Consider the following 25,065-nt stretch of genomic DNA (forward strand, 5'->3'; position numbering starts at 1 on the left):
GACGGCATGTTTCACGGTCGGCGCAGGTGCCGGCCGTTCAATGGGGAGTTCACAGTGAAACCGGTCAAAGTAGGCATCTGTGGGTTGGGGACCGTCGGTGGCGGTACCTTCAATGTACTTCAGCGCAACGCCGAGGAGATTGCCCGCCGTGCCGGGCGCGGTATTGAAGTGGCTCAGATTGCCATGCGCTCGCAGAACCCGAACTGCCAGATTACCGGTACCCCCATTACCGCTGATGTGTTCGAAGTCGCGACCAACCCCGAAATCGACATCGTCATCGAGCTGATCGGTGGCTACACCATTGCACGCGATCTGGTGCTCAAGGCCATCGAGAACGGCAAGCACGTGGTCACCGCCAACAAGGCGCTGATTGCCGTGCACGGCAACGAAATTTTCGCCAAGGCCCGTGAAAAGGGCGTGATCGTGGCCTTCGAGGCTGCAGTTGCCGGCGGTATCCCGGTGATCAAGGCGATCCGCGAAGGCCTGTCGGCCAACCGCATCAACTGGTTGGCCGGGATCATCAACGGCACCGGCAACTTCATCCTCACCGAAATGCGTGAAAAGGGCCGTGCCTTCCCTGACGTGCTGGCCGAAGCCCAGGCGCTGGGTTACGCCGAGGCCGACCCGACCTTCGACGTCGAGGGCATCGATGCTGCGCACAAGCTGACCATCCTGGCCTCCATCGCCTTTGGTATTCCGCTGCAGTTCGACAAGGCCTACACCGAGGGCATCACCCGCCTGACCACTGCCGATGTCAACTACGCCGAAGCCCTGGGCTATCGCATCAAGCACCTGGGCGTGGCCCGCCGTACCGCCGACGGCATCGAGCTGCGCGTGCACCCGACGCTGATCCCGAGCGACCGCCTGATCGCCAACGTCAACGGCGTGATGAACGCGGTGATGGTCAACGGTGATGCTGCAGGGTCTACGCTTTATTACGGTGCCGGTGCCGGCATGGAGCCGACCGCTTCGTCGGTGGTCGCCGACCTGGTCGACGTGGTGCGTGCCATGACCTCCGATCCGGAAAACCGCGTTCCGCACCTGGCCTTCCAGCCGGATTCGCTGTCGGCGCACCCGATCCTGCCGATCGAGGCTTGCGAAAGTGCCTACTACCTGCGTATCCAGGCCAAGGATCACCCAGGCGTGCTGGCCCAGGTCGCCAGCATCCTGTCCGAGCGTGGCATCAACATAGAGTCGATCATGCAGAAGGAAGCCGAGGAGCAGGACGGCCTGGTGCCGATGATCCTGCTGACGCATGGCGTGGTCGAGCAGCGTATCAACGATGCTATCGTCGCCCTTGAAGCCCTGCAGGATGTGGTCGGCAACGTCGTGCGCATCCGCGTCGAACAGCTCAATTAATTCAGCGGCGGGCCGCGACGGCGGCCCGCGCCCAGAACCGAAGGTTTGCACAATGCGCTATATCAGTACTCGCGGCCAGGCGCCGGCCCTGAATTTCGAAGACGTCCTGCTGGCTGGCCTTGCCAGTGATGGCGGCCTGTACGTGCCGGAGAACCTGCCACGCTTCACCCAGGAAGAAATCGCATCCTGGGCCGGCCTGCCGTACCACGAACTGGCCTTCCGGGTGATGCGCCCGTTCGTCACCGGCAGCATCGCCGACGCCGACTTCAAGAAGATCCTGGAGGAAACCTACGGTGCCTTCGCCCATGCCGCGGTGGCGCCGCTGCGCCAGTTGAACGGCAACGAGTGGGTGATGGAGCTGTTCCACGGCCCAACACTGGCGTTCAAGGACTTTGCCCTGCAACTGCTTGGCCGTCTGCTCGACCACGTGCTGGTCAAGCGTGGCGAGCGCGTGGTGATTGTCGGCGCCACCAGCGGCGATACCGGTTCTGCCGCCATCGAAGGCTGCCGCCGTTGCGACAACGTTGACATCTTCATCCTGCACCCGCACCAGCGTGTGTCGGAAGTTCAGCGTCGGCAGATGACCACCATCCTCGGTGACAACATCCACAACATCGCCATCGAAGGCAACTTCGACGACTGCCAGGAAATGGTCAAGGCCAGCTTCGCCGATCAGTCCTTCCTCAAGGGCACTCGCCTGGTGGCGGTCAACTCGATCAACTGGGCGCGGATCATGGCCCAGATCGTCTACTACTTCCATGCAGCACTGCAGTTGGGCGGCCCGGCGCGCTCGATCGCGTTCTCGGTCCCGACCGGCAACTTCGGCGACATCTTTGCCGGTTACCTGGCACGCAACATGGGCCTGCCGATCAGCCAACTGGTGGTGGCCACCAACCGCAACGACATCCTGCACCGCTTCATGAGCGGCAACCAGTACGTCAAGGATGCCCTGCACCCAACGCTGTCGCCGTCGATGGACATCATGGTCTCGTCCAACTTCGAGCGCCTGCTGTTCGACCTGCACGGACGCAACGGTGCCGCGATCGCCGAGTTGATGGCCAACTTCAAGCAAGGTGGCGGTTTCAGCGTGGAGCAGGATCGCTGGACCGAGGCGCGCAAGCTGTTCGACTCCCTGGCGGTGAGCGACGAGCAGACCTGCGAGACCATCGCCGAGGTGTTCAAGGCCACCGGCGAAGTGCTCGATCCGCACACCGCAATCGGCGTCAAGGCCGCTCGTGAGTGCCGTCGCAGCCTGGACACGCCGATGGTGGTCCTGGGCACCGCGCATCCGGTCAAATTCCCCGAAGCGGTGGAGAAGGCCGGTGTCGGCAAGGCCCTCGAGTTGCCGACGCACTTGAGCGACCTGTTCAGCCGCGAGGAGCGTTGCACGGTCCTGGCCAATGACCTGAAGGTGGTCCAGGCCTTCGTCAGCCAGCACGGCAACCGCGGCAAGCCGCTGTAATACGCGGCACTCGAGAGCATTGGGCGGGGCAAGTCGAAACATCGGCTTGCCCCGTTTGCGTTTGAGCGGTTCTTTTAATTACAGAATCATCCTTCGTCTTTTCAGGCTTTTCCTATTTGAGTCCCTATGCTGCTTTTCTAGAGTGGGCGCCCTGTCCATCAGGGCTCGCAGCCCTCAGGAGCGGCTCATGCACCGGCTCAACATTCTTATCGTCCAGTCTCATCCTGCCCAGCAGATCGCTTTGCACCAGGCCTGCAATGCCCTGGGGGTTTTCAACGTGCGCATTGCCTGCGATCTGGCCAGCGCCAAGGCAAGCATGGCGCAGATGCAAGCCTTGGACATGCTCATCATCGACCATGGCATGCCGGCGCTGAGCGCCCAGGCACTGTTGAAGCACGTGACCCGGCAAGGCCATGCCCGTGCGCTACTGTTCGTCGGACAGCCCCCTGTGCGCGGCCCTGACCTCGCTGTCGAGGCCCAGCGTCAGGGGCAGTGGGTGGTTGCCCAGTTGCCCTGGCCGTTGTCGATCAGGGGGTTGCAGGCGGCATTGCAGCGGCTGCGTCGGCCGCCGCGCAGGTACTCCGGGCGGGATATCGAAACGGTCATGTTGCCCACGCATGCTCGCTGATACAGACGCGTGCGGGCGAACTTTCCGAAGTGCCTGGCGGTCAGTTCCGATAGGTCCCCGACAAAGCGAGTACGCCGGATGGAAAGAATCTGCTCCCTGCTCAACGATGCCCTGTCCCCTTATCACACCCGCCTCGACGATGTAGATGCGCGCGGCAATCGCCAACTCACCTTGCTCGATGCGCAGGGCAACGAGGTGTTGCGCCGCGCCGTGAGTGTGCGTCAGCTACAGGAGCAGCGCTTGCTGGTCGATCTGGTCGACGGTCTGCACCGCGACCTGCAGATCGTCGAGGGGCGTCTGCAGCCTTGTGTGATCGCGGCCTTGCAACACCGACATCAACCTCAGGGAACCTTTGCCTGAGTGTCTCGTCAGACTTTGTAGGGTGTTCGAACGCTGCTTTGCTCCGGTAGCGTTGGACCGCCGTACAGAGTCCGCTCAAGGGCTTTGAGTTGACCCCGGATGTCTTCCCCAGCATCCGGGGTTTCTTTTGCCTGCGTCATGGCTGGGGGTTGGCTGCAGAGGGAAGCTCCTCGACCAGGTGCCGTGTCTGCTCCAGGTACTCTGTGCGCAGTTCGGGGTCGAGCCAGCTTGCGTAGAACTCAGGGAGTACTTCCTGGCGCAGGTGCGGCAACAGCTTGTCGATATGGGCGATGGCTTGGCGTCCCAGTGGCGTGTCGGAGCAGCCCACATGCAGAAACTGATAGCGATTCGCTCCCTTGATCGGGTGGAACTGGTAGCTGTCCAGCGAGCCGCCATGCTGCTGGATCAGGTAGCGCACCTCCGGCCAGTACCCAAGTACCAGTTGCAGGCGCCCCAGTTGCTGCATCTGCAAGAGGTTGGCGGTGGCATCGTTGCCGTAGTGGCGGCTCAGCGTGGTTTCTGGCAACTGGCGCAGGATATCGTCGACCACTACTCCGTAGCTGCGTTGGGCCACGATTCCCAACTTCATCCCTGGCCGTTCCAGCACCTGCTTCAGGTCCACAGGCGTGCCGTCCTCGGATTCGTCCAATCGTCCCGGGTCTGCCTTGCGGATGACCAGCCCGCTGCTGAGGATGGGCAGCGTGGGTTGGGAGAAATGCACGAAACGGGCGCGTTCCGGTGTCCATAGCAGGGTGGGGTCGCAGGTGAAGCTGCGTTCCTGAAGCATCTGGATGCCGCGCGCGCGATTTACCCGCAGGACCGTGTGATCGAATTCGGGCATCTGCTCGATGAGCAGGGGCAGCATGCGATCGACCACGCCCTGGCCCTTTTCCTGGCCTTCGAAAATAGTGAACGGCGGCAGGTCGCGCAGCAGCCAGGTCAAACGTTCACGGGCCTGGCCCTGCTGCGAGGACAACAGCAGGACGCAGAGCAGCACAAACATGCGCATCATGCTTGCTCGACGCCCGATCAGACCGCCCCCTGCTCGCGCAGGCGTGCCACCTCGGCAGTGCTATAGCCCAGCCCGGCGAGCAGTGTCGCCGTGTGCTCTCCCAGCGCAGGCCCGACCCACTCCGTGGAGCCGGGTGTCTGCGACAGCTTGGGCACGATCCCCGGCATCTTGAAGGGCTTGCCGTCTGGGAGCTTCGCCTGAAGGAACATTTCCCGGGCGAGGAATTGCGGGTCGCTGAACATGTCCTCGGCCGAATAGATGCGGCTGGCGGGCACGCCTGCGTCGTTCAGCGCCTGCATCACCTGTTCCAGCGGCAGGCTGTTGACCCAGCGGTCGATCACCCCGTACAGCTCGTCGCGACGCAGGTCACGGCCATCGTTGCTGGCCAGGGTTGCATCCTCGGCGAGGTCGTCGCGGCCAATGGCCTGCATGAAGCGTTTGAAGATCGCATCGCCGTTGGCGCCGATCTGCACGTGCCGGCCGTCGGCGCTGGTGTGGATGGAGGAGGGGGTGATGCCCGGCATGATGTTGCCGGTGCGCTCGCGAATGAAACCGAACACATCGAACTCCGGCACCATGCTTTCCATCATCGCGAAGATTGCCTCGTACAGCGCCACATCCACCACCTGTCCTTCACCGCCATTGACTTCGCGGTGGCGCAGGGCCATCAGTGCACCAATCACGCCCCAGAGGGCGGCGATCGAGTCGCCGATGGAAATGCCCGTGCGCACGGGCGGACGATCTTCGAAACCGGTGATGTAGCGCAGGCCCCCCATGGACTCGCCGACGGCACCGAAGCCTGGCTGGTCCTTCATCGGCCCGGTCTGGCCGAAGCCTGACAGGCGCACCATTACCAGGCGCGGGTTGAGGGCATGCAGCACCTCCCAGCCAAGGCCGAGTTTCTCCAGCACGCCAGGGCGGAAGTTCTCGATCAGGATGTCAGCATCGGCCAGCAATTGCTTGAGGATCTCGCGTCCTTCGGGGTGCTTGAGGTTGAGCGTGAGCGATTGCTTGTTGCGCGCCTGGACGAACCACCACAGCGAAGTCCCTTCATACAGTTTGCGCCACTTGCGCAGCGGATCGCCGCCATCAGGTGATTCGACCTTGATCACCTCGGCGCCGAATTCGGCGCAGATACGCGAAGCGAAGGGGCCGGCGATCAAGGTGCCGAGCTCGATGACCTTCAGACCGGCGAGGGGTTTGGCGGGGGTGTGCATGGTGCGTCCGTGGCGACAGAAAAGAGGCTTGGTTTTATCACAGCTGGTCAATGGCAGATACTGTTGCAAGGCAGAGTCCAGTGCACGCAGATGCGCAACCACCCACCCCAACAAACTCGGATCGGTTAAACTCTGCGACTTTCTCCAAAGAAGCCCCTTTCCCATGGCCCAGCCTTCCACCACCTACAAGTTCGAACTGAATCTGACCGACCTCGACCGCGGCGTGTACGAAAACGTGCGTCAGACGATCGCTCGTCACCCGTCGGAGACCGAGGAACGCATGGCCGTCCGTCTGCTGGCCTACGCCCTTTGGTACAACGAGAACCTGTCGTTCGGCCGCGGTCTGTCGGATGTCGATGAGGCCGCCCTGTGGGAAAAAAGCCTGGATGATCGCATCCTGCACTGGATCGAAGTCGGCCAGCCCGACGCCGACCGTCTCACCTGGTGCTCGCGCCGTACCGAGCGCACCAGCCTGCTGGCCTACGGCAGCTTGCGGGTGTGGGAGAACAAGGTGGTCGGCGCGGTCAAGGGCCTGAAAAACCTGAGCATCGCTGCTGTCCCGCAGGAAGTCCTGGAGGTTCTGGCCACCGACATGCCGCGTACCATCAAATGGGATGTGATGATCAGTGAAGGCACGGTATTCGTCACCGACGACCGTGGCCAGCACGAAGTCCAATTGCAGTGGCTGCTCGGCGAGCGCGGCTGACCTGATCCGATCTGACAGCCGAAGACCCCATGCGTATCGAACCCCGCCCCCTGCCATCGGCACTGCCCTTCCTTGGCAACCTGCCACCCCTGTTGACCCGGCTGTATGCCGCCCGCGGCGTGCAGAGCGAGTCCGAACTGGACAAGAGCCTGGCGCGCCTGTTGCCGTACCAGCAACTTAAAGGAATCGAGGCGGCCGTCGACCTGTTGGTCGAGGCCCTGGACCTGCGTCAGCGCATCCTGATCGTCGGCGACTTCGACGCCGATGGCGCCACCGCCAGCACCGTAGGTGTGCTGGGGCTGCGACTGCTGGGCGCGGCCCATGTGGATTACCTGGTGCCCAATCGCTTCGAGTACGGCTATGGCCTGACCCCGGAGATCGTGCAGGTGGCGTTGCAGCGTCAGCCGCAACTGCTGATCACTGTCGATAACGGTATCTCCAGTGTTGATGGCGTGGCGGCGGCCAAGGCTGCCGGGCTCAAGGTCCTGGTCACCGACCACCACCTGCCTGGCGAGCAGTTGCCCGACGCCGATGCGATCGTCAACCCGAACCAGCCAGGCTGCACATTCCCCAGCAAGTCGCTGGCCGGGGTGGGGGTGATCTTCTACGTGCTGATGGCCCTGCGTGCCCGTCTGCGCAGCCTTGGACGCTATGAGACGCAGGCCCAACCGAACATTGGCGAACTGCTCGACCTGGTGGCGTTGGGCAGTGTCGCCGACGTGGTGCCGCTGGACGCCAACAACCGTATCCTCGTGCACCAGGGGCTCGAGCGCATCCGTGCCGGGCGTGCTCGTCCTGGGTTGAAGGCAATTCTCGAAGTGGCGCGGCGCGATCATCGGCGCATCACCTCGACCGACCTGGGTTTCATCCTCGGGCCACGGCTCAACGCCGCCGGTCGGCTGGACGACATGAGCCTGGGCATCGAATGCCTGCTGTGCGAAGACCCCGCCGTTGCGCTGGACATGGCCGGGCAACTGGACGGGCTCAACCAGGATCGCAAGTCCATCGAGCAGGGCATGCAGCGCGAAGCCCTGGCCCAGCTCAAGGACCTGCCGATCGAGTCCATGCCCTATGGCCTGTGCCTGTTCGACGCCGACTGGCACCAAGGTGTGATCGGCATCCTCGCCTCGCGCCTGAAGGAGCGCTACCACCGACCGACCATCGCCTTTGCCGATGCGGGCGAGGGCATGCTCAAGGGCTCTGCCCGTTCGGTGCCGGGCTTCCATATCCGCGATGCGCTGGATGCCGTGGCTGCACGCCAGCCGCACCTGATCAGCAAGTTCGGCGGCCACGCCATGGCCGCCGGCTTGTCGCTGCCTGAGGCCAATTTCCAGGCCTTTGCCGATGCGTTCGACGAAGAGGTGCGGCGCCAGTTGTGCGAGGACGACCTGACCGGGCGCCTGCTGTCCGACGGCACCCTGGCGGTCGAGGAGTTTCATCTGGACCTGGCCCGCGCCCTGCGCAATGCTGGCCCTTGGGGGCAGCATTTTCCCGAGCCGCTGTTCCATGGCGTGTTCCAGATGGTCGAACAGCGCGTGGTGGGGGAGCGGCATCTGAAAGTGGTGCTCAAGAGCGAGTGCGGCTCGGTGAAACTCGATGGGATCGCCTTCGGCATCGACCGCGACGTGTGGCCCAACCCGACGGTGCGTTGGGTGGAGGTGGCCTACAAGCTCGATGTGAACGAGTTTCGCGGCAATGAAAGCGTGCAACTGATGATTGCGCACATGGAGCCGCGCTGACAGAGGGCAGCCCTCAGCGCGGGGCGTCTATCCGGCGGAACCTCCCCCCAGGGTAATCTGGTCTAGTCTCAGAGAAGACCGGTACCGGGCCACGGCCGCACACGAGTGTCCGGGCCGGATCACCATTGGAGTCCTTGGGAGGTCCCCTCATGAGCCTGCTGCTTGAGCCGTATACCCTGCGTCAGCTGACCCTGCCCAATCGCATTGCGGTTTCGCCAATGTGCCAGTACTCGAGCGTCGATGGCCTGGCCAACGACTGGCATCTTGTCCACCTGGGCAGTCGCGCCGTCGGTGGCGCCGGGCTGGTGATCACCGAGGCGGTGGCTGTCACTGCCGACGGAAGAATCACCGCCGAAGATCTCGGGCTGTGGAACGACGACCAGATCGTCCCACTGCAACGTATCACCCGCTTCATCACTTCCCAGGGCGCCATTCCGGGCATTCAGCTGGCGCATGCCGGGCGCAAGGCGAGCACCCATCGTCCCTGGCTCGGCAAGCACGGCAGCGTCAAGGTCGAGGACGGCGGCTGGCAGCCGGTCGGGCCTTCGAAGATCGCCTTCGATCCGGAGCATACGCCGCCGCGCGAGCTGAGCCACGATGAGATCCAGGGTGTTGTCCAGGCCTTCGTCCAGGCTGCCGAGCGTGCCAAGGCGGCCGGGTTCAAGGTCGTCGAAATCCATGCGGCCCATGGCTACCTGCTGCATCAGTTTCTTTCGCCGCTGAGCAACCAGCGGCGTGACGAGTACGGCAGCTGCTTCGAGAACCGTATTCGTCTGACGCTTGAGGTGACCGAGGCCGTACGTGAGGTGTGGCCGCAGGAGTTGCCGCTGTTCGTGCGGGTATCGGCCACCGATTGGGTCGAGGATGGCTGGAACCCAGACGAGACGGTCGAGCTGGCGCGTCGCCTGAGGGCGCTGGGGGTCGACCTGATCGACGTGTCCTCGGGCGGTACCTCGGTCAATGCCGAAATCCCGACCGGCCCGGGTTACCAGACCCGCTTCGCCGAGCGGGTGCGCAAGGAGTCGGAAGTCGCCACCGGCACCGTGGGCATGATCACCGAACCTGCCCAGGCCGAGCACATCCTGCGTACCGGTCAGGCCGACCTGATCTTCCTCGCCCGCGAACTGCTGCGCGATCCTTACTGGCCGCTGCATGCCGACGATGACCTGGGTGGCAACAAGGCAACCTGGCCTGCGCAGTACCAACGTGCGACCAGCCGGGCCAATCCGATTCATGAGTCGGATCTGCGGGAGTGATGGATCCGCGTCCCGTTCGACTGGCCGGATGCAACATCCCGAAGCAAATGCGTTAAGGGAGAATTCAGGCTGCGGGCCTACTCTGGAGCTTTCCTATCCGTCCAGGAGTCATCCAGATGAACACCCGTGGTCTGCTCGATCAACTGCTCAAGTCCGGCCAGTCACTGCTGCAGAACCAGCAGGGCAAGGGCGGGGCGGGCAAGGTGCCCGGTCTTGGTGATCTGCTCGGGGGTGGCCAAGGCAAGGGCTCTGGCCTTGGCGGCCTGCTTTCCGGTGCCGGAGGCGGGGCGCTGGCGGCCGGGGCCATGGGGCTGCTGCTGGGCAGCAAGAAGGCGCGCAAGTACGGTGGCAAGGCACTCACCTACGGTGGCCTCGCCGCCCTTGGCGTGCTGGCCTACAAAGCCTATGGCAACTGGCAGGCGCGCCAGGGCCAGGCCCCTGCGCAGGAGCCACAGACCCTCGATCGCCTGCCGCCGGCCCAAGCCGAGCAACACAGCCAGGCGGTGCTCAAGGCGCTGGTGGCGGCGGCCAAGTCCGACGGTCATATCGATGAGCGCGAGCGTGAACTGATCGAGGGCGAGTTCGTGCGCCTGGACAGCGATCGCGAGCTGCAGGCCTGGCTGCATGCCGAGCTGAACAAGCCGCTCGATCCTGCCGAAGTGGCCCGTGCCGCACAGACCCCTGAAATGGCCGCAGAGATGTACCTGGCCAGCGTGATGATGGTCGATCAGGAACACTTCATGGAGCGCGCCTACCTTGACGAACTGGCCCGCCAATTGCGCCTGGACCCGAACTTGCGCGAGGAACTGGAACGCCAGGTACGGGACGCTGCGGCACAGTGACGTGGCGATTGGCTATTTAATCGGCAGGGATGCCTGAATACTCCGCAATTCAACCGATAACGCGCCTGGCGCCTAGGCTATACTTCGACGATTTTCCCGCTCGTGAAGAATTCCTGAGGGCTGATTGTGAAGAACTGGACCTTGCGCCAACGGATCCTGGCAAGTTTCGCCGTGATCATCGCCATCATGCTGTTGATGATCGTAGCGGCGTATTCACGCCTGGTGACCATCGAAGCCAGCGAGCAGGCAGTGGGCACGGACAGCATTCCGGGGATCTACTACAGCTCGATGATCCGCAGCGCCTGGGTCGACAGCTACGTCGCCAGCCAGCAGTTGGTCGGCTTGTCCAACCATCGCGAGCTGACCTCGGCCGACCTCGAGCTGTTCAAGGGTTTCCACGACCGCCTCAGGGCGCAGATGGCCAACTACCAGGGCACGATCCAGGACGCGGAGGACCAGGCATCCTTCGACACCTTCGTGCGTCTCGAGGAGGCCTACGTCAAGGTGGTCGACCAGGTCCTGGCAGCCTACCGCGAGAAGAACTACCCCGAAGCCGAGCGCCTGATCGCCGAAGTACTGACACCGGCCTGGACCGACGGGCGCAAGCACCTGAACTCGGTGATCGACCGCAATACCGAATCCGCCAATGCCGCCACCCGCGAGATCGTCAGCGCCGTGGCCACCGCCAAGGGCAGCATGATCGTTTCGCTGATCCTGGCGATTGTCGCTGCTGGTATCTGCGGCCTGCTGCTGATGCGCGCCATCAGTGCTCCCATGCAACGCATCGTGCACGCCCTCGACAAGCTGCGCTCGGGTGACCTCAGCGCGCGCCTGAACCTGGACCGCAAGGATGAGTTCGGCGCCATCGAGAATGGTTTCAATGAAATGGGCGAGGCGCTTGCCAACCTGGTGGCCCAGGCCCAGCGCTCATCGGTGCAGGTGACCACCTCCGTCACCGAGATCGCCGCCACCTCCAAGCAGCAGCAGGCCACGGCCACCGAAACCGCTGCAACCACCACGGAAATTGGCGCCACCTCGCGCGAGATCGCCGCGACCTCGCGTGACCTGGTGCGTACCATGACCGAGGTGACCAGTGCCGCCGACCAGGCTTCGAGCCTTGCCGGTTCCGGCCAGCAAGGCCTGGCGCGCATGGAGGAAACCATGCATCAGGTAATGGGCGCCGCCGACCTGGTCAACGCCAAGCTGGGCATCCTCAACGAGAAGGCCAGCAACATCAACCAGGTGGTGGTGACCATCGTCAAGGTCGCCGACCAGACCAACCTGCTGTCGCTCAACGCCGCCATCGAGGCGGAAAAAGCCGGTGAGTACGGCCGCGGTTTTGCCGTGGTGGCCACCGAAGTGCGCCGCCTGGCCGACCAGACCGCAGTGGCCACCTACGACATCGAGCAGATGGTGCGCGAGATCCAGTCCGCGGTGTCGGCTGGGGTCATGGGCATGGACAAGTTCTCCGAGGAAGTGCGCCGCGGCATGTTCGAGGTGCAGCAGGTAGGCGAGCAGCTCAGTCAGATCATTCATCAAGTGCAGGCGCTGGCGCCACGGGTCCTGATGGTCAACGAGGGCATGCAGGCCCAGGCCACCGGCGCCGAGCAGATCAACCAGGCGCTGGCCCAGCTCAGTGATGCCAGCACGCAGACGGTCGAGTCGTTGCGCCAGGCCAGTTTCGCCATCGACGAACTGAGCCAGGTGGCTGCCGGGCTGCGTGGCGGTGTCTCGCGCTTCAAAGTCTGACGGCGATGAACGATCTGCAACCGCGTGATCAGCGGCAGGCCGAAGCCAAGGGCGTGTTGTACCTGCTGTTCCATATTGGCGAACAGCGCTTTGCCCTGGATGTGCGCGAAGTGATAGAGGTGCTGCCGCTGCGCCCGCTCAAGCCCATCGCCCAGGCGCCCGTCTGGGTCGCCGGGATCCTCGGGCATCGCGGCGCGCTGGTACCGGTCATCGACCTGTCGTCCCTTACCTTCGGCGCGCCTGCGCCGCAGCGCACCAGCACGCGCCTGGTACTGGTGCGTTATGGCAATGGCCTGCAACTGGGGCTGGTGCTCGAACAGGCGACCAACACCGTGCGTTGCCAACCCGACGAGTTCCAGCCCTATGGGCTGGACAACAGCGAGGCGCGTTACCTGGGCCCTGTGCGACAGGATGCACAGGGGCTGTTGCAACGCATCCAGGTCGACGACCTGTTGAGCGATGCCGTACGCCTGCTGTTGTTCCCGGATCAATCCGCGCAGGTGGCAGGATGATCGAACAACGCTTCTTCCGCTTTCTGCAGGAGCGCATCGGCCTGGATGTGGACTCGGTGGGCGCGCCGATGGTCGAGCGGGCCCTGCGCCAGCGGTGCGTGGTACTTGCCGCGCGTGACCTCGACGACTACTGGCTGCGCCTGCAGCAATCGCCCGGCGAGCAGCAGGCATTGATCGAAGCGGTGATCGTCCCTGAAACCTGGTTCTTCCGTTATCCCGAATCGTTCACGGCATTGGCCGGGCTGGCGCAAAAACGCCTGGTCGAGCTGGCCGGATCACGACCGCTGCGTATCCTCAGCCTGCCGTGCTCGACCGGCGAGGAGCCCTATTCGATTTCCATGGCGCTGCTCGATGCCGGTCTGTCTCCATCGGCCGTGCGCATCGATGCCATGGACATCAGCCCCAGCTCCCTCGCCCGTGCCGAGCAGGCCGTGTATGGCCGCAACTCGTTTCGTGGCAGTGAATTGGCATTCCGTGAGCGGCACTTCGACTGCACCGATGACTGTTACCGGCTGCATGAGCGCGTGCGCCAGCAGGTCAGCCTGGAGCCTGGCAATGTGCTCGATCCCGCCCTGCGCAGTCGCAAGGGAGTCTACGATTTTGTCTTTTGTCGCAACCTGCTGATCTATTTCGACGTACCTACCCAGCAGCGGGTCTTCGAGGTGCTCAAACAGCTGCTCCACGACGATGGCGTGCTGTTCATCGGCCCGGCCGAGGGCAGTTTGCTGGCGCGCCTGGGCATGCGGCCGATCGGCATCGCGCAGTCGTTCGCCTACGTGCGTCAGGATCAGCTTGGCGTACAGCCGCCGGTCAACCCGGTGCCGCCGACACGGCCCGCGATCCCGCCGGTGGCTTCGCCGCGTCCAGTCGCCATGCCCGTGGCGGCACCACCCTTTGCCCGTGCTCCCCGCCCGCCCGCCAGGCCGGTTGCGTTGGCGACCGTGAACGAGAACGAAAGCGAGTTGCTGGCAGCCATCGCCCGCCAGGCCAATGCCGGTGCCAGCGAGCAGGCCCGCGCCAGTTGCGAGCGCTACTTGCGTCTGTTCGAGCCGAAGGCGCAGGTCTACTACTGGCTGGGGCTGCTCAGCGATACCCAGGGCGATGCCGGCGAAGCACTCAAGCATTACCGCAAGGCCCTGTACCTCGAGCCCCAGCACACCGAGGCGCTGCTGCACCTGGCCACGCTGTTGGCATCCCAGGGGGATGTCACAGGGGCACGGCGCCTGCAGGAGCGGGCGGCGCGGGCGGGCAGGGAGTCTGAACGATGAGCGGTGCCTACTCGATGGACCTGATCGCCCGGGACCATGAAGACATCGACGACTGCTGGAATCGCATCGGTGTCCATGGCGACAAGCAATGTCCCCTGCTGGACCGGCACATCCACTGCCGCAATTGCGAAGTGTATGCCGCGGCGGCTACCCGCCTGCTCGACCGCTACACCTTGTTGCAGGACGAGCATGTCGAGACCGTGCAGGTGGAACAGGGCACTGTCGGCCGTTCCATGCTGCTGTTCAGGCTGGGGGAGGAGTGGCTGGCGCTGGCCACGGCCTGCCTGGCGGAGATCGCGCCGCTGCAGGCCGTTCACTCGCTGCCGCACCAGCGTTCGCGGATGTTGCAGGGGGTCGCCAACGTGCGAGGTGCGCTGGTGCCGTGCCTGTCGTTCGCCGACCTGTTGGGCATGGAGCTGGCGCCGACACAGGAGCGTAGCGGCCGGGTGATGCCACGGATGTTGATCCTGGCTGCCGAAGGTGGCCCGGTGGTATTGCCGGTCGACGAGATCGACGGCATCCATCGGCTGGACACTTCGCGCCTGCACGAGGAGCACGACGCGGCCCACTTCACGCTGGCGGTATTGCAATGGCGTGGCCGCAGTGTGCGCGTACTCGATGACCAACACCTCCTGTCAGCCGTGAAGCGGAGCCTGTCATGACCCCGGAGCAAATGCGCGACGCATCGTTGCTCGAACTGTTCAGCCTTGAGGCCGAGGCCCAGACCCAAGTGCTCAGTGCCGGGCTGTTGGCCCTCGAGCGCAATCCGGCCCAGGTCGACCAGCTGGAAGCCTGCATGCGCGCAGCGCACTCCCTCAAGGGCGCCGCGCGTATCGTCGGCATCGATGCCGGCGTCAGCGTCGCTCATGTCATGGAGGATTGCCTGGTCGCGGCCCAGGAGCGCCGCCTGTTGCTGCGCCCTGAGCACATCGATGCCTTGTTGCAGGGCACTGACCTGCTGATGCGCATTGCAACACCCGGGGATACCCAGGCCGAAACGGCGGTGCCGGCGTTCCTGGTGCAGATGGCCATGTTGCTCGACCCTTCTTCGGCACCCGCGCCGGATGCTGCCGGCGCTGCGGCCACGCCTTCGCCGCTGGCGATGCCGCCCGAGGTGCCGACGACGCCTGTCGAGCCCGAGGCGGAAGTGGAGCCTGCGCCCGCAGCCAGGGGTGGCAAGCGCGCAGGCGAGGGCGCTGAGCGCGTGCTGCGGGTCACCGCCGACCGCCTGAACAGCCTGCTCGACCTGTCGAGCAAGTCGCTGGTGGAAACCCAGCGGCTCAAGCCCTATCTCGCCAGCCTGCAGCGCCTCAAGCGCATGCATGGCCAAGGCATGCGCGCCCTCGACGGGCTCAAGAGCCAGCTCGAGGGCAGCGGGCAGAGCGCCGAGGTGCTCGATGCCCTGGCCCAGACCCAGCGCTTGCTCGCCGAAACCCAGCAGATCCTCCAGCAGCAGGCTGCCGACCTCGACGAGTTCGGCTGGCAGGCGAGCCAGCGCGCGCAGTTGCTGTACGACACTGCGCTGGCCTGCCGGATGCGTCCCTTCGCCGATGTGCTGACCGGGCAGAGTCGCATGGTGCGCGACCTTGGGCGCTCCCTGGGCAAGCAGGTGCGGCTGCTGATCGAGGGCGAGAAGACCCAGGTCGACCGTGATGTGCTGGAAAAACTCGAGGCGCCGCTCACGCACTTGCTGCGCAATGCTGTCGACCATGGCATCGAGCAGCCCGAGCGACGCCTGTTGGCGGGCAAGCCCAGTGACGGCACGCTGCGCCTGCGCGCATCGCACCAGGCCGGGTTGCTGATTCTCGAACTGAGCGACGACGGTGCGGGCATCGACCTTGAGCGCCTGCGCCGCAGCATCGTCGATCGGGCACTGTCGCCCGCCGAGACCGTGGCGCAGATGAGCGAGGCCGAGCTGCTGACCTTCCTGTTCCTGCCCGGTTTCAGCCTGCGTGACCAGGTCACCGAGGTGTCTGGACGAGGCGTCGGCCTGGACGCGGTGCAGCACATGGTGCGCGAACTGCGCGGGTCAATCGAGCTCACTCAGGTGGCGGGGCAGGGCTGCTGCTTCCACCTGGAGGTGCCGCTGACGCTGTCGGTGGTGCGCAGCCTGGTGGTCGAGGTCGGTGGCGAGGCCTACGCCTTCCCGTTGGCGCATATCGAACGCACTCTCGATGTACCGGCCGAGGCCATCGTCCAGATCGAAGGTCGCCAGCACTTCTGGCACGAAGACCGCCATATCGGCCTGGTCGCCGCAAGCCAGTTGCTCAACCGTCCGGCGGCGCAGGAGGAGGCGGACAATCTGCGCGTGGTGGTCATCCGCGAGCGCGAGCAACTGTACGGTGTGGCCGTGGAGCGCCTGATCGGCGAGCGCGTGCTGGTGGTGATGCCGCTCGACCCGCGTCTGGGCAAGGTCCAGGACATTTCCTCCGGCGCCTTGCTCGACGATGGCTCGGTGGTGCTGATCATCGATGTCGAAGACCTCTTGCGCTCGGTGGACAAGCTGCTGAGCACCGGGCGCCTGGAGCGTATCGATCGTGGGGCACGGGCGGGCCGGGGAGTGGCGCGCAAGCGCATCCTTGTGGTCGACGACTCGCTGACGGTACGCGAGCTCCAGCGCAAGCTGCTGGGTACGCGAGGTTACGACGTAGCGGTGGCGGTCGATGGCATGGATGGCTGGAACGCCCTGCGCAGCGAAGACTTCGACCTGCTGATCACCGACATCGACATGCCGCGCATGGACGGTATCGAGCTGGTCACCCTGGTGCGTCGCGACAATCGCCTGCAAACGTTGCCGGTGATGGTGGTGTCTTACAAGGACCGGGAAGAGGACCGCCGACGTGGACTGGATGCCGGTGCCGACTATTATTTGGCCAAGGCCAGCTTCCATGACGATGCGTTGCTGGATGCGGTGGAGGAGTTGATTGGAGGAGCCCCGGGATGAGGATCGCCATCGTCAATGACATGCCCATGGCTGTCGAAGCCTTGCGCCGTGCGCTGGCCTTCGAGCCTATGCACGAAGTGATCTGGGTGGCCGGCGATGGTGCCGAGGCCGTGCACAAGTGTGCCGAGCAGACGCCGGACCTGATCCTCATGGACCTGATCATGCCGGTGATGGATGGCGTGGAGGCGACCCGTCGGATCATGGCCGAAACCCCTTGCGCCATCGTCATCGTCACGGTGGATCGCAAGCAGAATGTGCACCGGGTGTTCGAGGCCATGGGCCACGGCGCCCTCGATGTGGTCGACACGCCGGCACTGGGCGCGGGCGATGCCCGGGAGGCGGCGGCACCGTTGCTGCGCAAGATTCTCAACATCGGCTGGCTGATCGGCCAGCAGCGCTCCAGCGCGGCGCGCACTGTGGCGGCGCCGGTGCGCAACCCAGTGCTTCGCTGCGGCCTGGTGGCCATCGGTTCGTCGGCAGGCGGCCCGGCTGCGCTGGAAGTGTTGCTCAAGGGACTGCCACGGGATTTTCCGGCGGCCATCGTGCTGGTCCAGCATGTCGATCAGGTGTTCGCCGCCGGTATGGCCGAATGGCTGAGCGGTGTGTCCGGGCTACCGGTACGCCTGGCCCGCGAGGGTGAACCACCGCAACCGGGGCAGGTGCTGCTGGCAGGTACCAACCATCATATCCGGCTGTTGCAGAATGGCCAGCTGTCGTATACCGCCGAGCCGGTCAACGAAATCTACCGCCCCTCGATCGACGTGTTCTTCGAGAGCGTGGCGCGCTTCTGGCGCAGCGATGCGGTGGGCGTGCTGCTCACCGGCATGGGCCGCGATGGCGCGCAGGGCCTGAAGTTGATGCGCGAGCAGGGCTTCCTGACCATCGCCCAGGACCAGCAAAGCAGTGCGGTGTATGGCATGCCCAAGGCCGCCGCAGCGATCCAGGCGGCGGTCGAGATACGACCGCTGGAGCGAATTGCCGGGCGACTTGTGGAAATCTTTCCGAAATGACGATATGTATTGAGTCACGCCGCCTGGCCGGTAGTGACCTGGTGAATAGGGATGAATGACCTACCGATCGATGGTTTCACGACGATCAACGAAAGCGCCGCGATGGTCCTGCTGGTCGACGACCAGGCGATGATCGGCGAGGCGGTGCGTCGTGGGCTGTCCCACGAGGAAAACATCGACTTCCACTTCTGTGCCGATCCACACCAGGCGGTAGCCCAGGCCATGCGCATCAAGCCGACGGTGATCCTCCAGGACCTGATCATGCCGGGCCTGGACGGTCTGACGCTGGTGCGCGAGTACCGCAACAACCCGGCGACCCAGGATATCCCGATCATCGTCCTGTCGACCAAGGAGGACCCGCTGGTCAAGAGTGCGGCCTTCGCCGCCGGGGCCAACGACTACCTGGTCAAGCTGCCGGACACCATCGAGCTGGTGGCGCGTATCCGCTATCACTCGCGCTCCTACCTCACCCTGCTGCAGCGTGACGAGGCTTATCGCGCCTTGCGTGTCAGCCAGCAGCAGCTGCTCGACACCAACCTGATGCTGCAGCGGTTGATGAACTCCGATGGCCTGACCGGGCTGTCCAACCGCCGCCACTTCGACGAGTACCTGGAACTGGAGTGGCGCCGCGCCATGCGCGAGCAGCAGCAGCTGTCGCTGCTGATGATCGATGTCGACTACTTCAAGGCCTACAACGACAGCTTCGGCCATCTGGCCGGCGATGAGGCCCTGCGCCAGGTGGCCGAGGCCATTCGCGGCTCCTGCTCGCGCCCCAGCGATCTGCCGGCGCGTTACGGCGGCGAGGAGTTCGCCCTGGTGCTGCCCAACACGTCGCCGGGCGGTGCCCGGCTGGTCGCCGAGAAGCTGCGCCAGACCGTGCATGCGCTGAATATCCCGCACACCGCGCCACAGGCCGACTCGCGCCTGACCGTGAGCATTGGCCTTGCAACCCAGACGCCAAGCATCGGCAGCCATTGCCGGCAGTTGATCTCGGCGGCGGACAAGGGGCTCTACCAGGCCAAGCACAGTGGGCGTAACCAGGTTGGGATCGCTTGAGCCTCCTCGCGGAAGGTCGACTGGGCTAGGTAGTGTGCGTCTACGCTGAGGATGTGAGCGCAGGGTGGGTGTTGAGTGCGGCGCTACTCACTCGGCCCTCAAGGTAGGACTGCCTGGTCGGTGGTGGAGTAGCTCAAGGGGGCCGGACTGGGAAGTTTGCTCAGGTCGAGTTTGATGACGGGCAACCAGGCATTGGTTGCCTGCTTGTACTTGCGCTGGAAGTTCATGGCCGCGACGCGCCCGTTGTTGTTCGTGTAGAAGAACGCTTCCATGGGTAACTGTCGTGGAATGTTCTGGGGCCATGCCTCCAGTAAGACCTCGTTGTGCGTATTCGGCATGTTCACGGGGCGCTGGTCGCGCACTTTATAAGCCACTGCGAATTGTTCGGCATCGTGCGTGCTGAGCGAGCACTGGAACTTCGGGTGGCTTAGCTTCGCGGTAAATGCGTACCAGCTCTCGATCGTGGACGCGTGTTGTCCCTGGCACGAGCTCAGGTCTGCTTCGGCCATCATCGCGCCGGGTTGAATGCCGCAGCCTTGGTCGGGGCGCCCCTCGGAGGCGGTCCAGGCATCGTAGGCGTAGACACAGAGATAGCGCATGGCATATCCCTGGTCGATCGCCTCTTGTTGTGGCAGGAATACGATTCCACTGCTCCCGTGCAAACTGGTTACGCGTGTGCCTCGGCGTAGCCAGGAAAATGAGACCATGCCAAGTCGGTCTGCCCTTTCGCTGGGGTTCCACGGGAAGAAATCTCCGTCACCGATGGATCTGAGCATCAAACCGTCGCAGTAATAAGCTGGTCGCCCCTCGTCGCAGACATCCCGTGTGTCGAGAAAGCGGGCATTCAGACGTTCCGCTATCTGCTGACCGCCAAGGGCCGGCGCGATCGCCACGCGCAAGGCGGGGAGGGGGTACTCGTGGTTTGCCAATGTCTTGATGTGCGCACTCAGCACCGCGTTCATTCCCGCTTCTGCCTTGATGACTGAGTGCGGGACAGTGAAGTCGATCGGCGAAGGCCCATTGGCAGGTTGCCATGTGCTGACCCATCCCTGTCGACTGCCGCGCCAGCGCAATTGGATGGCGTCGCCCTGCTGGGCCCCCGGAGCATTAACCTGAACGGACAAGTCGGCACCCTTGAGAACGCCCAGATCGATCAACGTTGCATGACCGATACCCTGGAGGGCAACGGGGGGTGTATCGGAGGCCGCAGCGGATGTTGGCTGTGCTGCAATCGTCAGCGGGCAGGACAGCGTTGCAAGGAGTAGTGCGAGGTCATATTTACGCATCGTCGGTCAACTCCTGACGGTGTTTAGGTAACCGTGATTTTCGCTGTATCCATCGTTCATGAGAACTGGCAAAAATGTCAGGTACGCCGTGGGGCCAGGCACTGTGGAGAGAGGGGCATCTTGAAAAATTGATCGGCGCGTTATTCATGACGGCTATCCCTCTTTGGTTGGATAGTAACCTTCATGGCGTCTCGATTTTCGTGATCGTACAACTACCATGAAGTTGCGCCGAGGGGTGTCGTTACGTCATTTTTTGATTGTCGTTGTCTCGCTTGCATCTGCTGATTCAGGGGCGGGCAGCGTGTGGGGCGCTACTCTGCAGGTGGTAATTGCCAGGCGTTTCACCCGAAAGGGCTGCCCAGTGGGTCTGCCGTCCTGCGCCAGGCTGGGTTATACTCGCGGGCTTTTCACCGAATTCGTGCGAGTAGCCAGAGCCATGGAAATCCAACCGATCCTGAACACCATCAAGGACCTCACCGAACGCTCCCAGTCCATTCGGGGGTATCTTTGACTACGATCACAAAGCTGATCGTCTGATCGAAGTCAACCGCGAGCTGGAAGACCCCAACGTCTGGAACAAGCCCGAGTACGCTCAGGCCCTGGGCCGCGAACGTGCCATGCTGGCGCAGGTGGTCGAGACCCTCGACAAGCTGTCCAACGGCCTGGCCGACTGCCAGGACCTGCTCGACATGGCGGTCGAGGAGGGTGACGAAGGTGCCGTCGGCGACGTCGTGACCGAACTGGAAGGCCTGGAAGAAAACCTCGCCCAGCTCGAGTTCCGTCGCATGTTCAGCGGCGAGATGGACATGAACAACGCCTACCTGGACATCCAGGCCGGCTCCGGTGGCACTGAAGCGCAGGACTGGGCCAACATCCTGCTGCGCATGTACCTGCGCTGGGCCGACAAGCGCGGCTTCGACGCCACCATCATCGAGCTGTCCGAAGGTGAAGTCGCCGGCATCAAGGGTGCCACCGTGCACATCAAGGGCGAGTACGCCTTCGGCTGGCTGCGCACCGAGATCGGCGTGCACCGCCTGGTGCGCAAGAGCCCGTTCGACTCCGGTGCCCGTCGCCACACCTCGTTCTCTGCGGTGTTCGTCTCGCCCGAGATCGACGACAAGGTCGAGATCGAGATCAACCCGTCCGACCTGCGCATCGACACCTACCGCTCCTCCGGCGCCGGCGGCCAGCACGTCAACACCACCGACTCGGCGGTGCGTATCACCCACGTGCCGACCAACACCGTGGTGGCGTGCCAGAACGAACGCTCCCAGCACGCCAACAAGGATACCGCCATGAAAATGCTGCGGGCCAAGTTGTACGAGCTGGAAATGCAGAAGCGCAACGCCGCCTCGCAGGCGCTGGAAGATAGCAAGTCGGATATCGGCTGGGGTCACCAGATCCGCTCCTATGTACTCGATGATTCGCGTATCAAGGACCTGCGTACCGGTGTCGAGCGCAGCGACTGCCAGAAGGTCCTTGACGGCGACCTCGACCAGTACCTGGAAGCCAGCCTCAAGCAGGGGCTGTAAACCGCATACCACTGCCGCGATACGAGGCCATGGGCCCGTATCGCGTGCCCTGCCCGACAGGGGCACCGAATACCTGATGGAAACAATGACGACATGAGCGACCTCAAGACCGAATCGCAAGACCTGCAACAGGAAGAAAACACCCTGATCGCCCTGCGCAAGGAAAAACTTGCTGCCGAGCGTGCCAAGGGCAACGCCTTCCCCAACGACTTCCGTCGCGACAGCTACTGCAACGACCTGCAGAAGCAATACGCGGACAAGACCAAGGAAGAGCTGGAAGCAGCCGCGATCCCGGTCAAGGTTGCCGGTCGCATCATGCTCAACCGTGGCTCGTTCATGGTGATCCAGGACATGACCGGGCGCATCCAGGTCTACGTCAACCGCAAGACCCTGCCCGAAGAAACCCTCGCCGCGGTCAAGACCTGGGACCTGGGTGACATCATCAGCGCCGAAGGTACCCTGGCTCGCTCGGGCAAGGGCGACCTGTACGTCGAAATGACCGACGTGCGCCTGCTCACCAAGTCGCTGCGTCCGCTGCCGGACAAGCACCATGGCCTCACCGACACCGAGCAGCGCTACCGCCAGCGCTACGTCGACCTGATGGTCAACGAGGAAACCCGCCACACCTTCCGTGTGCGTTCGCAGGTGATCTCGCATATCCGCAAATTCCTGATCGAGCGCGACTTCCTCGAAGTCGAGACGCCGATGCTGCAGACCATCCCTGGCGGCGCTGCGGCCAAGCCGTTCGAAACCCACCACAACGCTCTGGACATGGCCATGTTCCTGCGCATCGCGCCGGAGCTGTACCTCAAGCGCCTTGTCGTTGGTGGCTTCGAGAAAGTGTTCGAGATCAACCGCAACTTCCGTAACGAAGGCGTTTCGACCCGGCACAACCCCGAGTTCACCATGCTCGAGTTCTACCAGGCCTACGCCGACTATCGTGACAACATGGACCTCACCGAAGAGCTGTTCCGCGAGCTGGCGCAGCTGGTACTGGGTACTACCGACGTGCCGTACGGCGACAAGGTATTCCACTTCGGCGAGCCATTCGCGCGCCTGTCGGTGTTCGATTCGATCCTCAAGTACAACCCGGAGCTGACCGCCGCCGACCTGCAGGACGTCGACAAGGCCCGCGCCATCGCCAAGAAGGCTGGCGCCAAGGTGCTGGGCCACGAAGGTCTGGGCAAGCTGCAGGTGATGATTTTCGAAGAGCTGGTCGAGCACAAGCTGGAGCAGCCGCACTTCATTACCGAGTATCCGTTCGAAGTGTCGCCGCTTGCCCGTCGCAACGATGACAATCCGGCCGTGACCGACCGCTTCGAGCTGTTCATCGGTGGCCGCGAAATCGCCAACGCCTACTCCGAGCTCAACGATGCCGAAGACCAGGCCGAGCGCTTCCTGGCGCAGGTCGCAGAGAAGGACGCCGGTGACGACGAAGCCATGCACTACGATGCCGACTTCGTGCGTGCCCTGGAGTACGGCATGCCGCCTACGGCAGGTGAAGGTATCGGTATCGACCGTCTGGTGATGCTGTTGACCAACTCGCCGTCGATTCGCGATGTGATCCTGTTCCCGCACATGCGTCCGCAGGCTTGAGTGATTTGAAAAAGCCGCCTCTCGGGGCGGCTTTTTCTTGCCTGGCTGTGTAGTCTCTGTACCGGCCCTATCGCGGGGCAAGTCGGATCGCCGCACCGCCGCTCCTGCAGGTGCGGCGCTGTACCTGTAGGAGCGGCGGTGCGGCGATCCGACTTGCCCCGCGATAGGGCCGGTACAGACAATGAACATCCCCCAGACAGACACCGAGGTCCCTACCGTGCCCCCCGCAAACGCCCAGCAAGGCGCCGCCGGCGTAGCCAACGCCGTCGCCGAGAGCGTGCAGTACCAGGGTCGCAAGACCAGCCGCCAGGGCAGCGAGCAACGCCGCCAGCAGATCCTCGACGCGGCCATGCGCATCGTCGTGCGCGACGGTGTGCGCGGTGTGCGCCACCGCGCAGTAGCGGCCGAGGCCGGGGTGCCGCTGTCGGCCACCACCTATTACTTCAAGGATATCGAAGACCTGCTCACCGATACCTTCGCCCAGTACGTCGAACGCAGCGCCGCCTACATGGCCAAGCTGTGGGCCAACACCGAAGTGGTGCTGCGCCAGTTGCTGGCCCAGGGCGACTGCAGCCCTCAGTCCCGTGCACGCCTTGCCGACGAAGTGGCGCGCATGACCGCCGACTATGTGACCCGCCAGCTGTACAACCGCCGCGACTTCCTGATGGCCGAGCAGGCCTTCCGCCAGGAGGCGCTGCTGTGCCCCCGTCTGGCCGAACTGGTGCGGGCCCATGAGCAGATCCTGCTGCATGGCGCGCGGCAGATGCTTCAGGTGGTGGGCTCGCGCCAGCCCGAGCAGGACGCCCTGGTGTTGACGGCCATCATCGAGCAGATGGAATATCAAGGGCTGCTCAAAGAAGCGAACGCCCAGGCCGATGGGCAGATGCTCGCTATCCTTACCCGTTACCTGCACTTGGTGCTGGCCGCGGTTTGAGGCGCAGCCGATCTTTTCAAGGAGAACCTGATGAAAGCCTGGCGTGTGCTGTTGTTGACCTTGTCGTTCCTGCTGCTGGGCGGGTGTCTGGTGACCTTCGACGAACCGCTGGCCAGTAATGAGCCGGCCCCCAAGGCCTTGCTGGGCCAATGGAGCAGCAAGGATGCCTGGGGCCAGCCACTGAAGCTGACCATCAGCCGCGTCGGCGGTAACACCTACAAGGCCGTGGCCCGTACGCAGGGCAAGGCCGCCGAGGAATACACCTTCAGTGTGTCGCGCCATGGCAACCGCTGGTACCTGTCGGCCGGCGTGCCCAAGCGTCTGGGGGGCAAGTTCCTGATTGGCGGTTTCGAGGTCGTCGACGGCAAGCAACTGGTGGTCTACAACCTTGACGTCGAGCAGGTCCAGCAGGCTGTAAACAACAAGGAGTTGAGCGGACGCAGCACCGAGGTGCCCGAGGATAACGGACCGGGTGTGCTGATCGACAGCCCCGCCGAGCGGGTGCTGGCCTACCTCGACGATCCGGCCAACTCCGACCTGTTCGTCGAGGTGGCGCGGTTCCAGCGGGTCGGCAAATAGCGGATACCGCGTACCTGT

General features: G+C 63.9%; 22 protein-coding genes. 19 read left to right on the plus strand and 3 right to left on the minus strand.

What is annotated here, in order from left to right; genetic code table 11:
• The first annotated feature begins 54 nt into the window (after positions 1 to 54).
• The 4 genes from ACNFHO_RS19045 (at position 55) to ACNFHO_RS19060 (ending at position 3,809) form a co-directional block, all read left to right on the plus strand.
• Positions 55 to 1,359, plus strand: coding sequence for a homoserine dehydrogenase (locus ACNFHO_RS19045; RefSeq protein WP_054895086.1), 1,305 nt, complete (start codon positions 55 to 57; stop codon positions 1,357 to 1,359).
• 52 nt (positions 1,360 to 1,411) lie between these two features.
• Complete coding sequence (thrC, locus tag ACNFHO_RS19050; RefSeq protein ID WP_416767084.1) at positions 1,412 to 2,821, plus strand: threonine synthase; 1,410 nt, start codon at positions 1,412 to 1,414, stop codon at positions 2,819 to 2,821.
• Between the two features lie 187 nt (positions 2,822 to 3,008).
• Complete coding sequence (locus tag ACNFHO_RS19055; RefSeq protein WP_112897570.1) at positions 3,009 to 3,449, plus strand: response regulator; 441 nt, start codon at positions 3,009 to 3,011, stop codon at positions 3,447 to 3,449.
• Between the two features lie 78 nt (positions 3,450 to 3,527).
• A complete protein-coding gene (locus tag ACNFHO_RS19060) occupies positions 3,528 to 3,809 on the plus strand; it encodes a DUF3509 domain-containing protein (protein ID WP_063543310.1) in 282 nt (93 codons plus the stop codon).
• Between the two features lie 136 nt (positions 3,810 to 3,945).
• Here the strand turns inward: ACNFHO_RS19060 and ACNFHO_RS19065 are convergent, their stop codons facing one another.
• Together ACNFHO_RS19065 and ACNFHO_RS19070 are read right to left on the minus strand one after the other, a co-directional pair.
• Positions 3,946 to 4,818, minus strand: coding sequence for a TIGR02285 family protein (locus ACNFHO_RS19065; protein ID WP_416767139.1), 873 nt, complete (start codon positions 4,816 to 4,818; stop codon positions 3,946 to 3,948).
• Between the two features lie 20 nt (positions 4,819 to 4,838).
• Positions 4,839 to 6,038 (minus strand): CaiB/BaiF CoA transferase family protein, encoded by a 1,200-nt coding sequence (locus ACNFHO_RS19070; RefSeq protein ID WP_372821417.1) that lies wholly within the window; start codon positions 6,036 to 6,038, stop codon positions 4,839 to 4,841.
• 163 nt (positions 6,039 to 6,201) lie between these two features.
• On the opposite strand from ACNFHO_RS19070, the gene ACNFHO_RS19075 reads away from it, so the two are divergent.
• The 11 genes from ACNFHO_RS19075 (at position 6,202) to ACNFHO_RS19125 (ending at position 19,120) form a co-directional block, all read left to right on the plus strand.
• A complete protein-coding gene (locus ACNFHO_RS19075) occupies positions 6,202 to 6,744 on the plus strand; it encodes a YaeQ family protein (RefSeq protein ID WP_054895081.1) in 543 nt (180 codons plus the stop codon).
• Between the two features lie 29 nt (positions 6,745 to 6,773).
• Positions 6,774 to 8,483, plus strand: a complete 1,710-nt coding sequence (gene recJ, locus ACNFHO_RS19080; RefSeq protein WP_054895080.1) for a single-stranded-DNA-specific exonuclease RecJ — start codon at positions 6,774 to 6,776, stop codon at positions 8,481 to 8,483.
• A gap of 149 nt (positions 8,484 to 8,632) precedes the next feature.
• Positions 8,633 to 9,739, plus strand: coding sequence for an NADH:flavin oxidoreductase/NADH oxidase (locus ACNFHO_RS19085; RefSeq protein WP_416767085.1), 1,107 nt, complete (start codon positions 8,633 to 8,635; stop codon positions 9,737 to 9,739).
• Between the two features lie 116 nt (positions 9,740 to 9,855).
• Positions 9,856 to 10,581 carry a tellurite resistance TerB family protein gene (locus tag ACNFHO_RS19090; protein ID WP_063543314.1) on the plus strand — a complete coding sequence of 242 codons (726 nt, stop codon included), beginning with the start codon at positions 9,856 to 9,858 and terminating at the stop codon, positions 10,579 to 10,581.
• A 126-nt stretch (positions 10,582 to 10,707) separates the two neighbouring features.
• On the plus strand, positions 10,708 to 12,330 hold the full coding sequence (locus ACNFHO_RS19095) for a methyl-accepting chemotaxis protein (RefSeq protein ID WP_112897572.1): 1,623 nt from the start codon (positions 10,708 to 10,710) through the stop codon (positions 12,328 to 12,330).
• 5 nt (positions 12,331 to 12,335) lie between these two features.
• Complete coding sequence (locus ACNFHO_RS19100; protein WP_063543318.1) at positions 12,336 to 12,842, plus strand: chemotaxis protein CheW; 507 nt, start codon at positions 12,336 to 12,338, stop codon at positions 12,840 to 12,842.
• Positions 12,839 to 14,110 (plus strand): CheR family methyltransferase, encoded by a 1,272-nt coding sequence (locus tag ACNFHO_RS19105; RefSeq protein WP_416767086.1) that lies wholly within the window; start codon positions 12,839 to 12,841, stop codon positions 14,108 to 14,110. The genes ACNFHO_RS19100 and ACNFHO_RS19105 overlap by 4 nt, the downstream gene beginning before the upstream one ends.
• Positions 14,107 to 14,772: a chemotaxis protein CheW gene (locus tag ACNFHO_RS19110; protein ID WP_197893183.1), complete on the plus strand. Its 666-nt coding sequence runs from the start codon at positions 14,107 to 14,109 to the stop codon at positions 14,770 to 14,772. The genes ACNFHO_RS19105 and ACNFHO_RS19110 overlap by 4 nt, the downstream gene beginning before the upstream one ends.
• Positions 14,769 to 17,054 carry a hybrid sensor histidine kinase/response regulator gene (locus ACNFHO_RS19115; protein ID WP_416767087.1) on the plus strand — a complete coding sequence of 762 codons (2,286 nt, stop codon included), beginning with the start codon at positions 14,769 to 14,771 and terminating at the stop codon, positions 17,052 to 17,054. Before ACNFHO_RS19110 ends, ACNFHO_RS19115 begins: the two co-directional genes overlap by 4 nt.
• The gene (locus ACNFHO_RS19120; RefSeq protein ID WP_416767088.1) at positions 17,051 to 18,064 is read left to right on the plus strand and encodes a chemotaxis response regulator protein-glutamate methylesterase; all 1,014 of its coding nucleotides are present in this window, start codon (positions 17,051 to 17,053) and stop codon (positions 18,062 to 18,064) included. The genes ACNFHO_RS19115 and ACNFHO_RS19120 overlap by 4 nt, the downstream gene beginning before the upstream one ends.
• A 51-nt stretch (positions 18,065 to 18,115) precedes the next feature.
• Positions 18,116 to 19,120, plus strand: coding sequence for a response regulator (locus ACNFHO_RS19125; protein WP_063543328.1), 1,005 nt, complete (start codon positions 18,116 to 18,118; stop codon positions 19,118 to 19,120).
• A 98-nt stretch (positions 19,121 to 19,218) separates the two neighbouring features.
• Here ACNFHO_RS19125 and ACNFHO_RS19130 read toward each other — a convergent pair whose 3' ends face one another.
• Positions 19,219 to 20,406, minus strand: coding sequence for a hypothetical protein (locus tag ACNFHO_RS19130; protein WP_416767089.1), 1,188 nt, complete (start codon positions 20,404 to 20,406; stop codon positions 19,219 to 19,221).
• A gap of 436 nt (positions 20,407 to 20,842) precedes the next feature.
• Here ACNFHO_RS19130 and prfB point away from each other — a divergent pair.
• The 4 genes from prfB (at position 20,843) to ACNFHO_RS19150 (ending at position 25,047) form a co-directional block, all read left to right on the plus strand.
• Positions 20,843 to 21,938, plus strand: a protein-coding gene (gene prfB / locus ACNFHO_RS19135; RefSeq protein WP_112897576.1) for a peptide chain release factor 2 whose coding sequence is annotated in 2 segments (ribosomal slippage) — positions 20,843 to 20,914 and positions 20,916 to 21,938 — 1,095 coding nt in all. Because the reading frame shifts where the segments join, the coding sequence is not laid out codon by codon here.
• Between the two features lie 93 nt (positions 21,939 to 22,031).
• Entirely contained in the window at positions 22,032 to 23,534 is a 1,503-nt protein-coding gene (lysS, locus tag ACNFHO_RS19140; protein WP_054895070.1) for a lysine--tRNA ligase, read from the plus strand.
• 181 nt (positions 23,535 to 23,715) lie between these two features.
• Positions 23,716 to 24,468, plus strand: coding sequence for a TetR/AcrR family transcriptional regulator (locus ACNFHO_RS19145; RefSeq protein WP_054895069.1), 753 nt, complete (start codon positions 23,716 to 23,718; stop codon positions 24,466 to 24,468).
• A gap of 30 nt (positions 24,469 to 24,498) precedes the next feature.
• Positions 24,499 to 25,047, plus strand: a complete 549-nt coding sequence (locus ACNFHO_RS19150; protein WP_416767090.1) for a hypothetical protein — start codon at positions 24,499 to 24,501, stop codon at positions 25,045 to 25,047.
• The last annotated feature ends 18 nt before the right edge of the window (positions 25,048 to 25,065 follow it).

This window comes from Pseudomonas sp. NY15374, assembly GCF_048068255.1.
GTDB classification, from domain to species: domain Bacteria; phylum Pseudomonadota; class Gammaproteobacteria; order Pseudomonadales; family Pseudomonadaceae; genus Aquipseudomonas; species Aquipseudomonas machongensis.

Excerpts from the sequence above, each read along its gene's own strand:
- thrC (WP_416767084.1), top strand. The coding sequence starts at position 1,412 with ATGCGCTATATCAGTACTCGCGGCCAGGCGCCGGCCCTGAATTTCGAA.
- ACNFHO_RS19055 (WP_112897570.1), top strand. The coding sequence starts at position 3,009 with ATGCACCGGCTCAACATTCTTATCGTCCAGTCTCATCCTGCCCAGCAG.
- ACNFHO_RS19060 (WP_063543310.1), top strand. The coding sequence starts at position 3,528 with ATGGAAAGAATCTGCTCCCTGCTCAACGATGCCCTGTCCCCTTATCAC.
- ACNFHO_RS19065 (WP_416767139.1), bottom strand. The coding sequence starts at position 4,818 with ATGCGCATGTTTGTGCTGCTCTGCGTCCTGCTGTTGTCCTCGCAGCAG.
- ACNFHO_RS19070 (WP_372821417.1), bottom strand. The coding sequence starts at position 6,038 with ATGCACACCCCCGCCAAACCCCTCGCCGGTCTGAAGGTCATCGAGCTC.
- ACNFHO_RS19075 (WP_054895081.1), top strand. The coding sequence starts at position 6,202 with ATGGCCCAGCCTTCCACCACCTACAAGTTCGAACTGAATCTGACCGAC.
- recJ (WP_054895080.1), top strand. The coding sequence starts at position 6,774 with ATGCGTATCGAACCCCGCCCCCTGCCATCGGCACTGCCCTTCCTTGGC.
- ACNFHO_RS19085 (WP_416767085.1), top strand. The coding sequence starts at position 8,633 with ATGAGCCTGCTGCTTGAGCCGTATACCCTGCGTCAGCTGACCCTGCCC.
- ACNFHO_RS19090 (WP_063543314.1), top strand. The coding sequence starts at position 9,856 with ATGAACACCCGTGGTCTGCTCGATCAACTGCTCAAGTCCGGCCAGTCA.
- ACNFHO_RS19100 (WP_063543318.1), top strand. The coding sequence starts at position 12,336 with ATGAACGATCTGCAACCGCGTGATCAGCGGCAGGCCGAAGCCAAGGGC.
- ACNFHO_RS19105 (WP_416767086.1), top strand. The coding sequence starts at position 12,839 with ATGATCGAACAACGCTTCTTCCGCTTTCTGCAGGAGCGCATCGGCCTG.
- ACNFHO_RS19110 (WP_197893183.1), top strand. The coding sequence starts at position 14,107 with ATGAGCGGTGCCTACTCGATGGACCTGATCGCCCGGGACCATGAAGAC.
- ACNFHO_RS19115 (WP_416767087.1), top strand. The coding sequence starts at position 14,769 with ATGACCCCGGAGCAAATGCGCGACGCATCGTTGCTCGAACTGTTCAGC.
- ACNFHO_RS19120 (WP_416767088.1), top strand. The coding sequence starts at position 17,051 with ATGAGGATCGCCATCGTCAATGACATGCCCATGGCTGTCGAAGCCTTG.
- ACNFHO_RS19125 (WP_063543328.1), top strand. The coding sequence starts at position 18,116 with ATGAATGACCTACCGATCGATGGTTTCACGACGATCAACGAAAGCGCC.
- ACNFHO_RS19130 (WP_416767089.1), bottom strand. The coding sequence starts at position 20,406 with ATGCGTAAATATGACCTCGCACTACTCCTTGCAACGCTGTCCTGCCCG.
- lysS (WP_054895070.1), top strand. The coding sequence starts at position 22,032 with ATGAGCGACCTCAAGACCGAATCGCAAGACCTGCAACAGGAAGAAAAC.
- ACNFHO_RS19145 (WP_054895069.1), top strand. The coding sequence starts at position 23,716 with ATGAACATCCCCCAGACAGACACCGAGGTCCCTACCGTGCCCCCCGCA.
- ACNFHO_RS19150 (WP_416767090.1), top strand. The coding sequence starts at position 24,499 with ATGAAAGCCTGGCGTGTGCTGTTGTTGACCTTGTCGTTCCTGCTGCTG.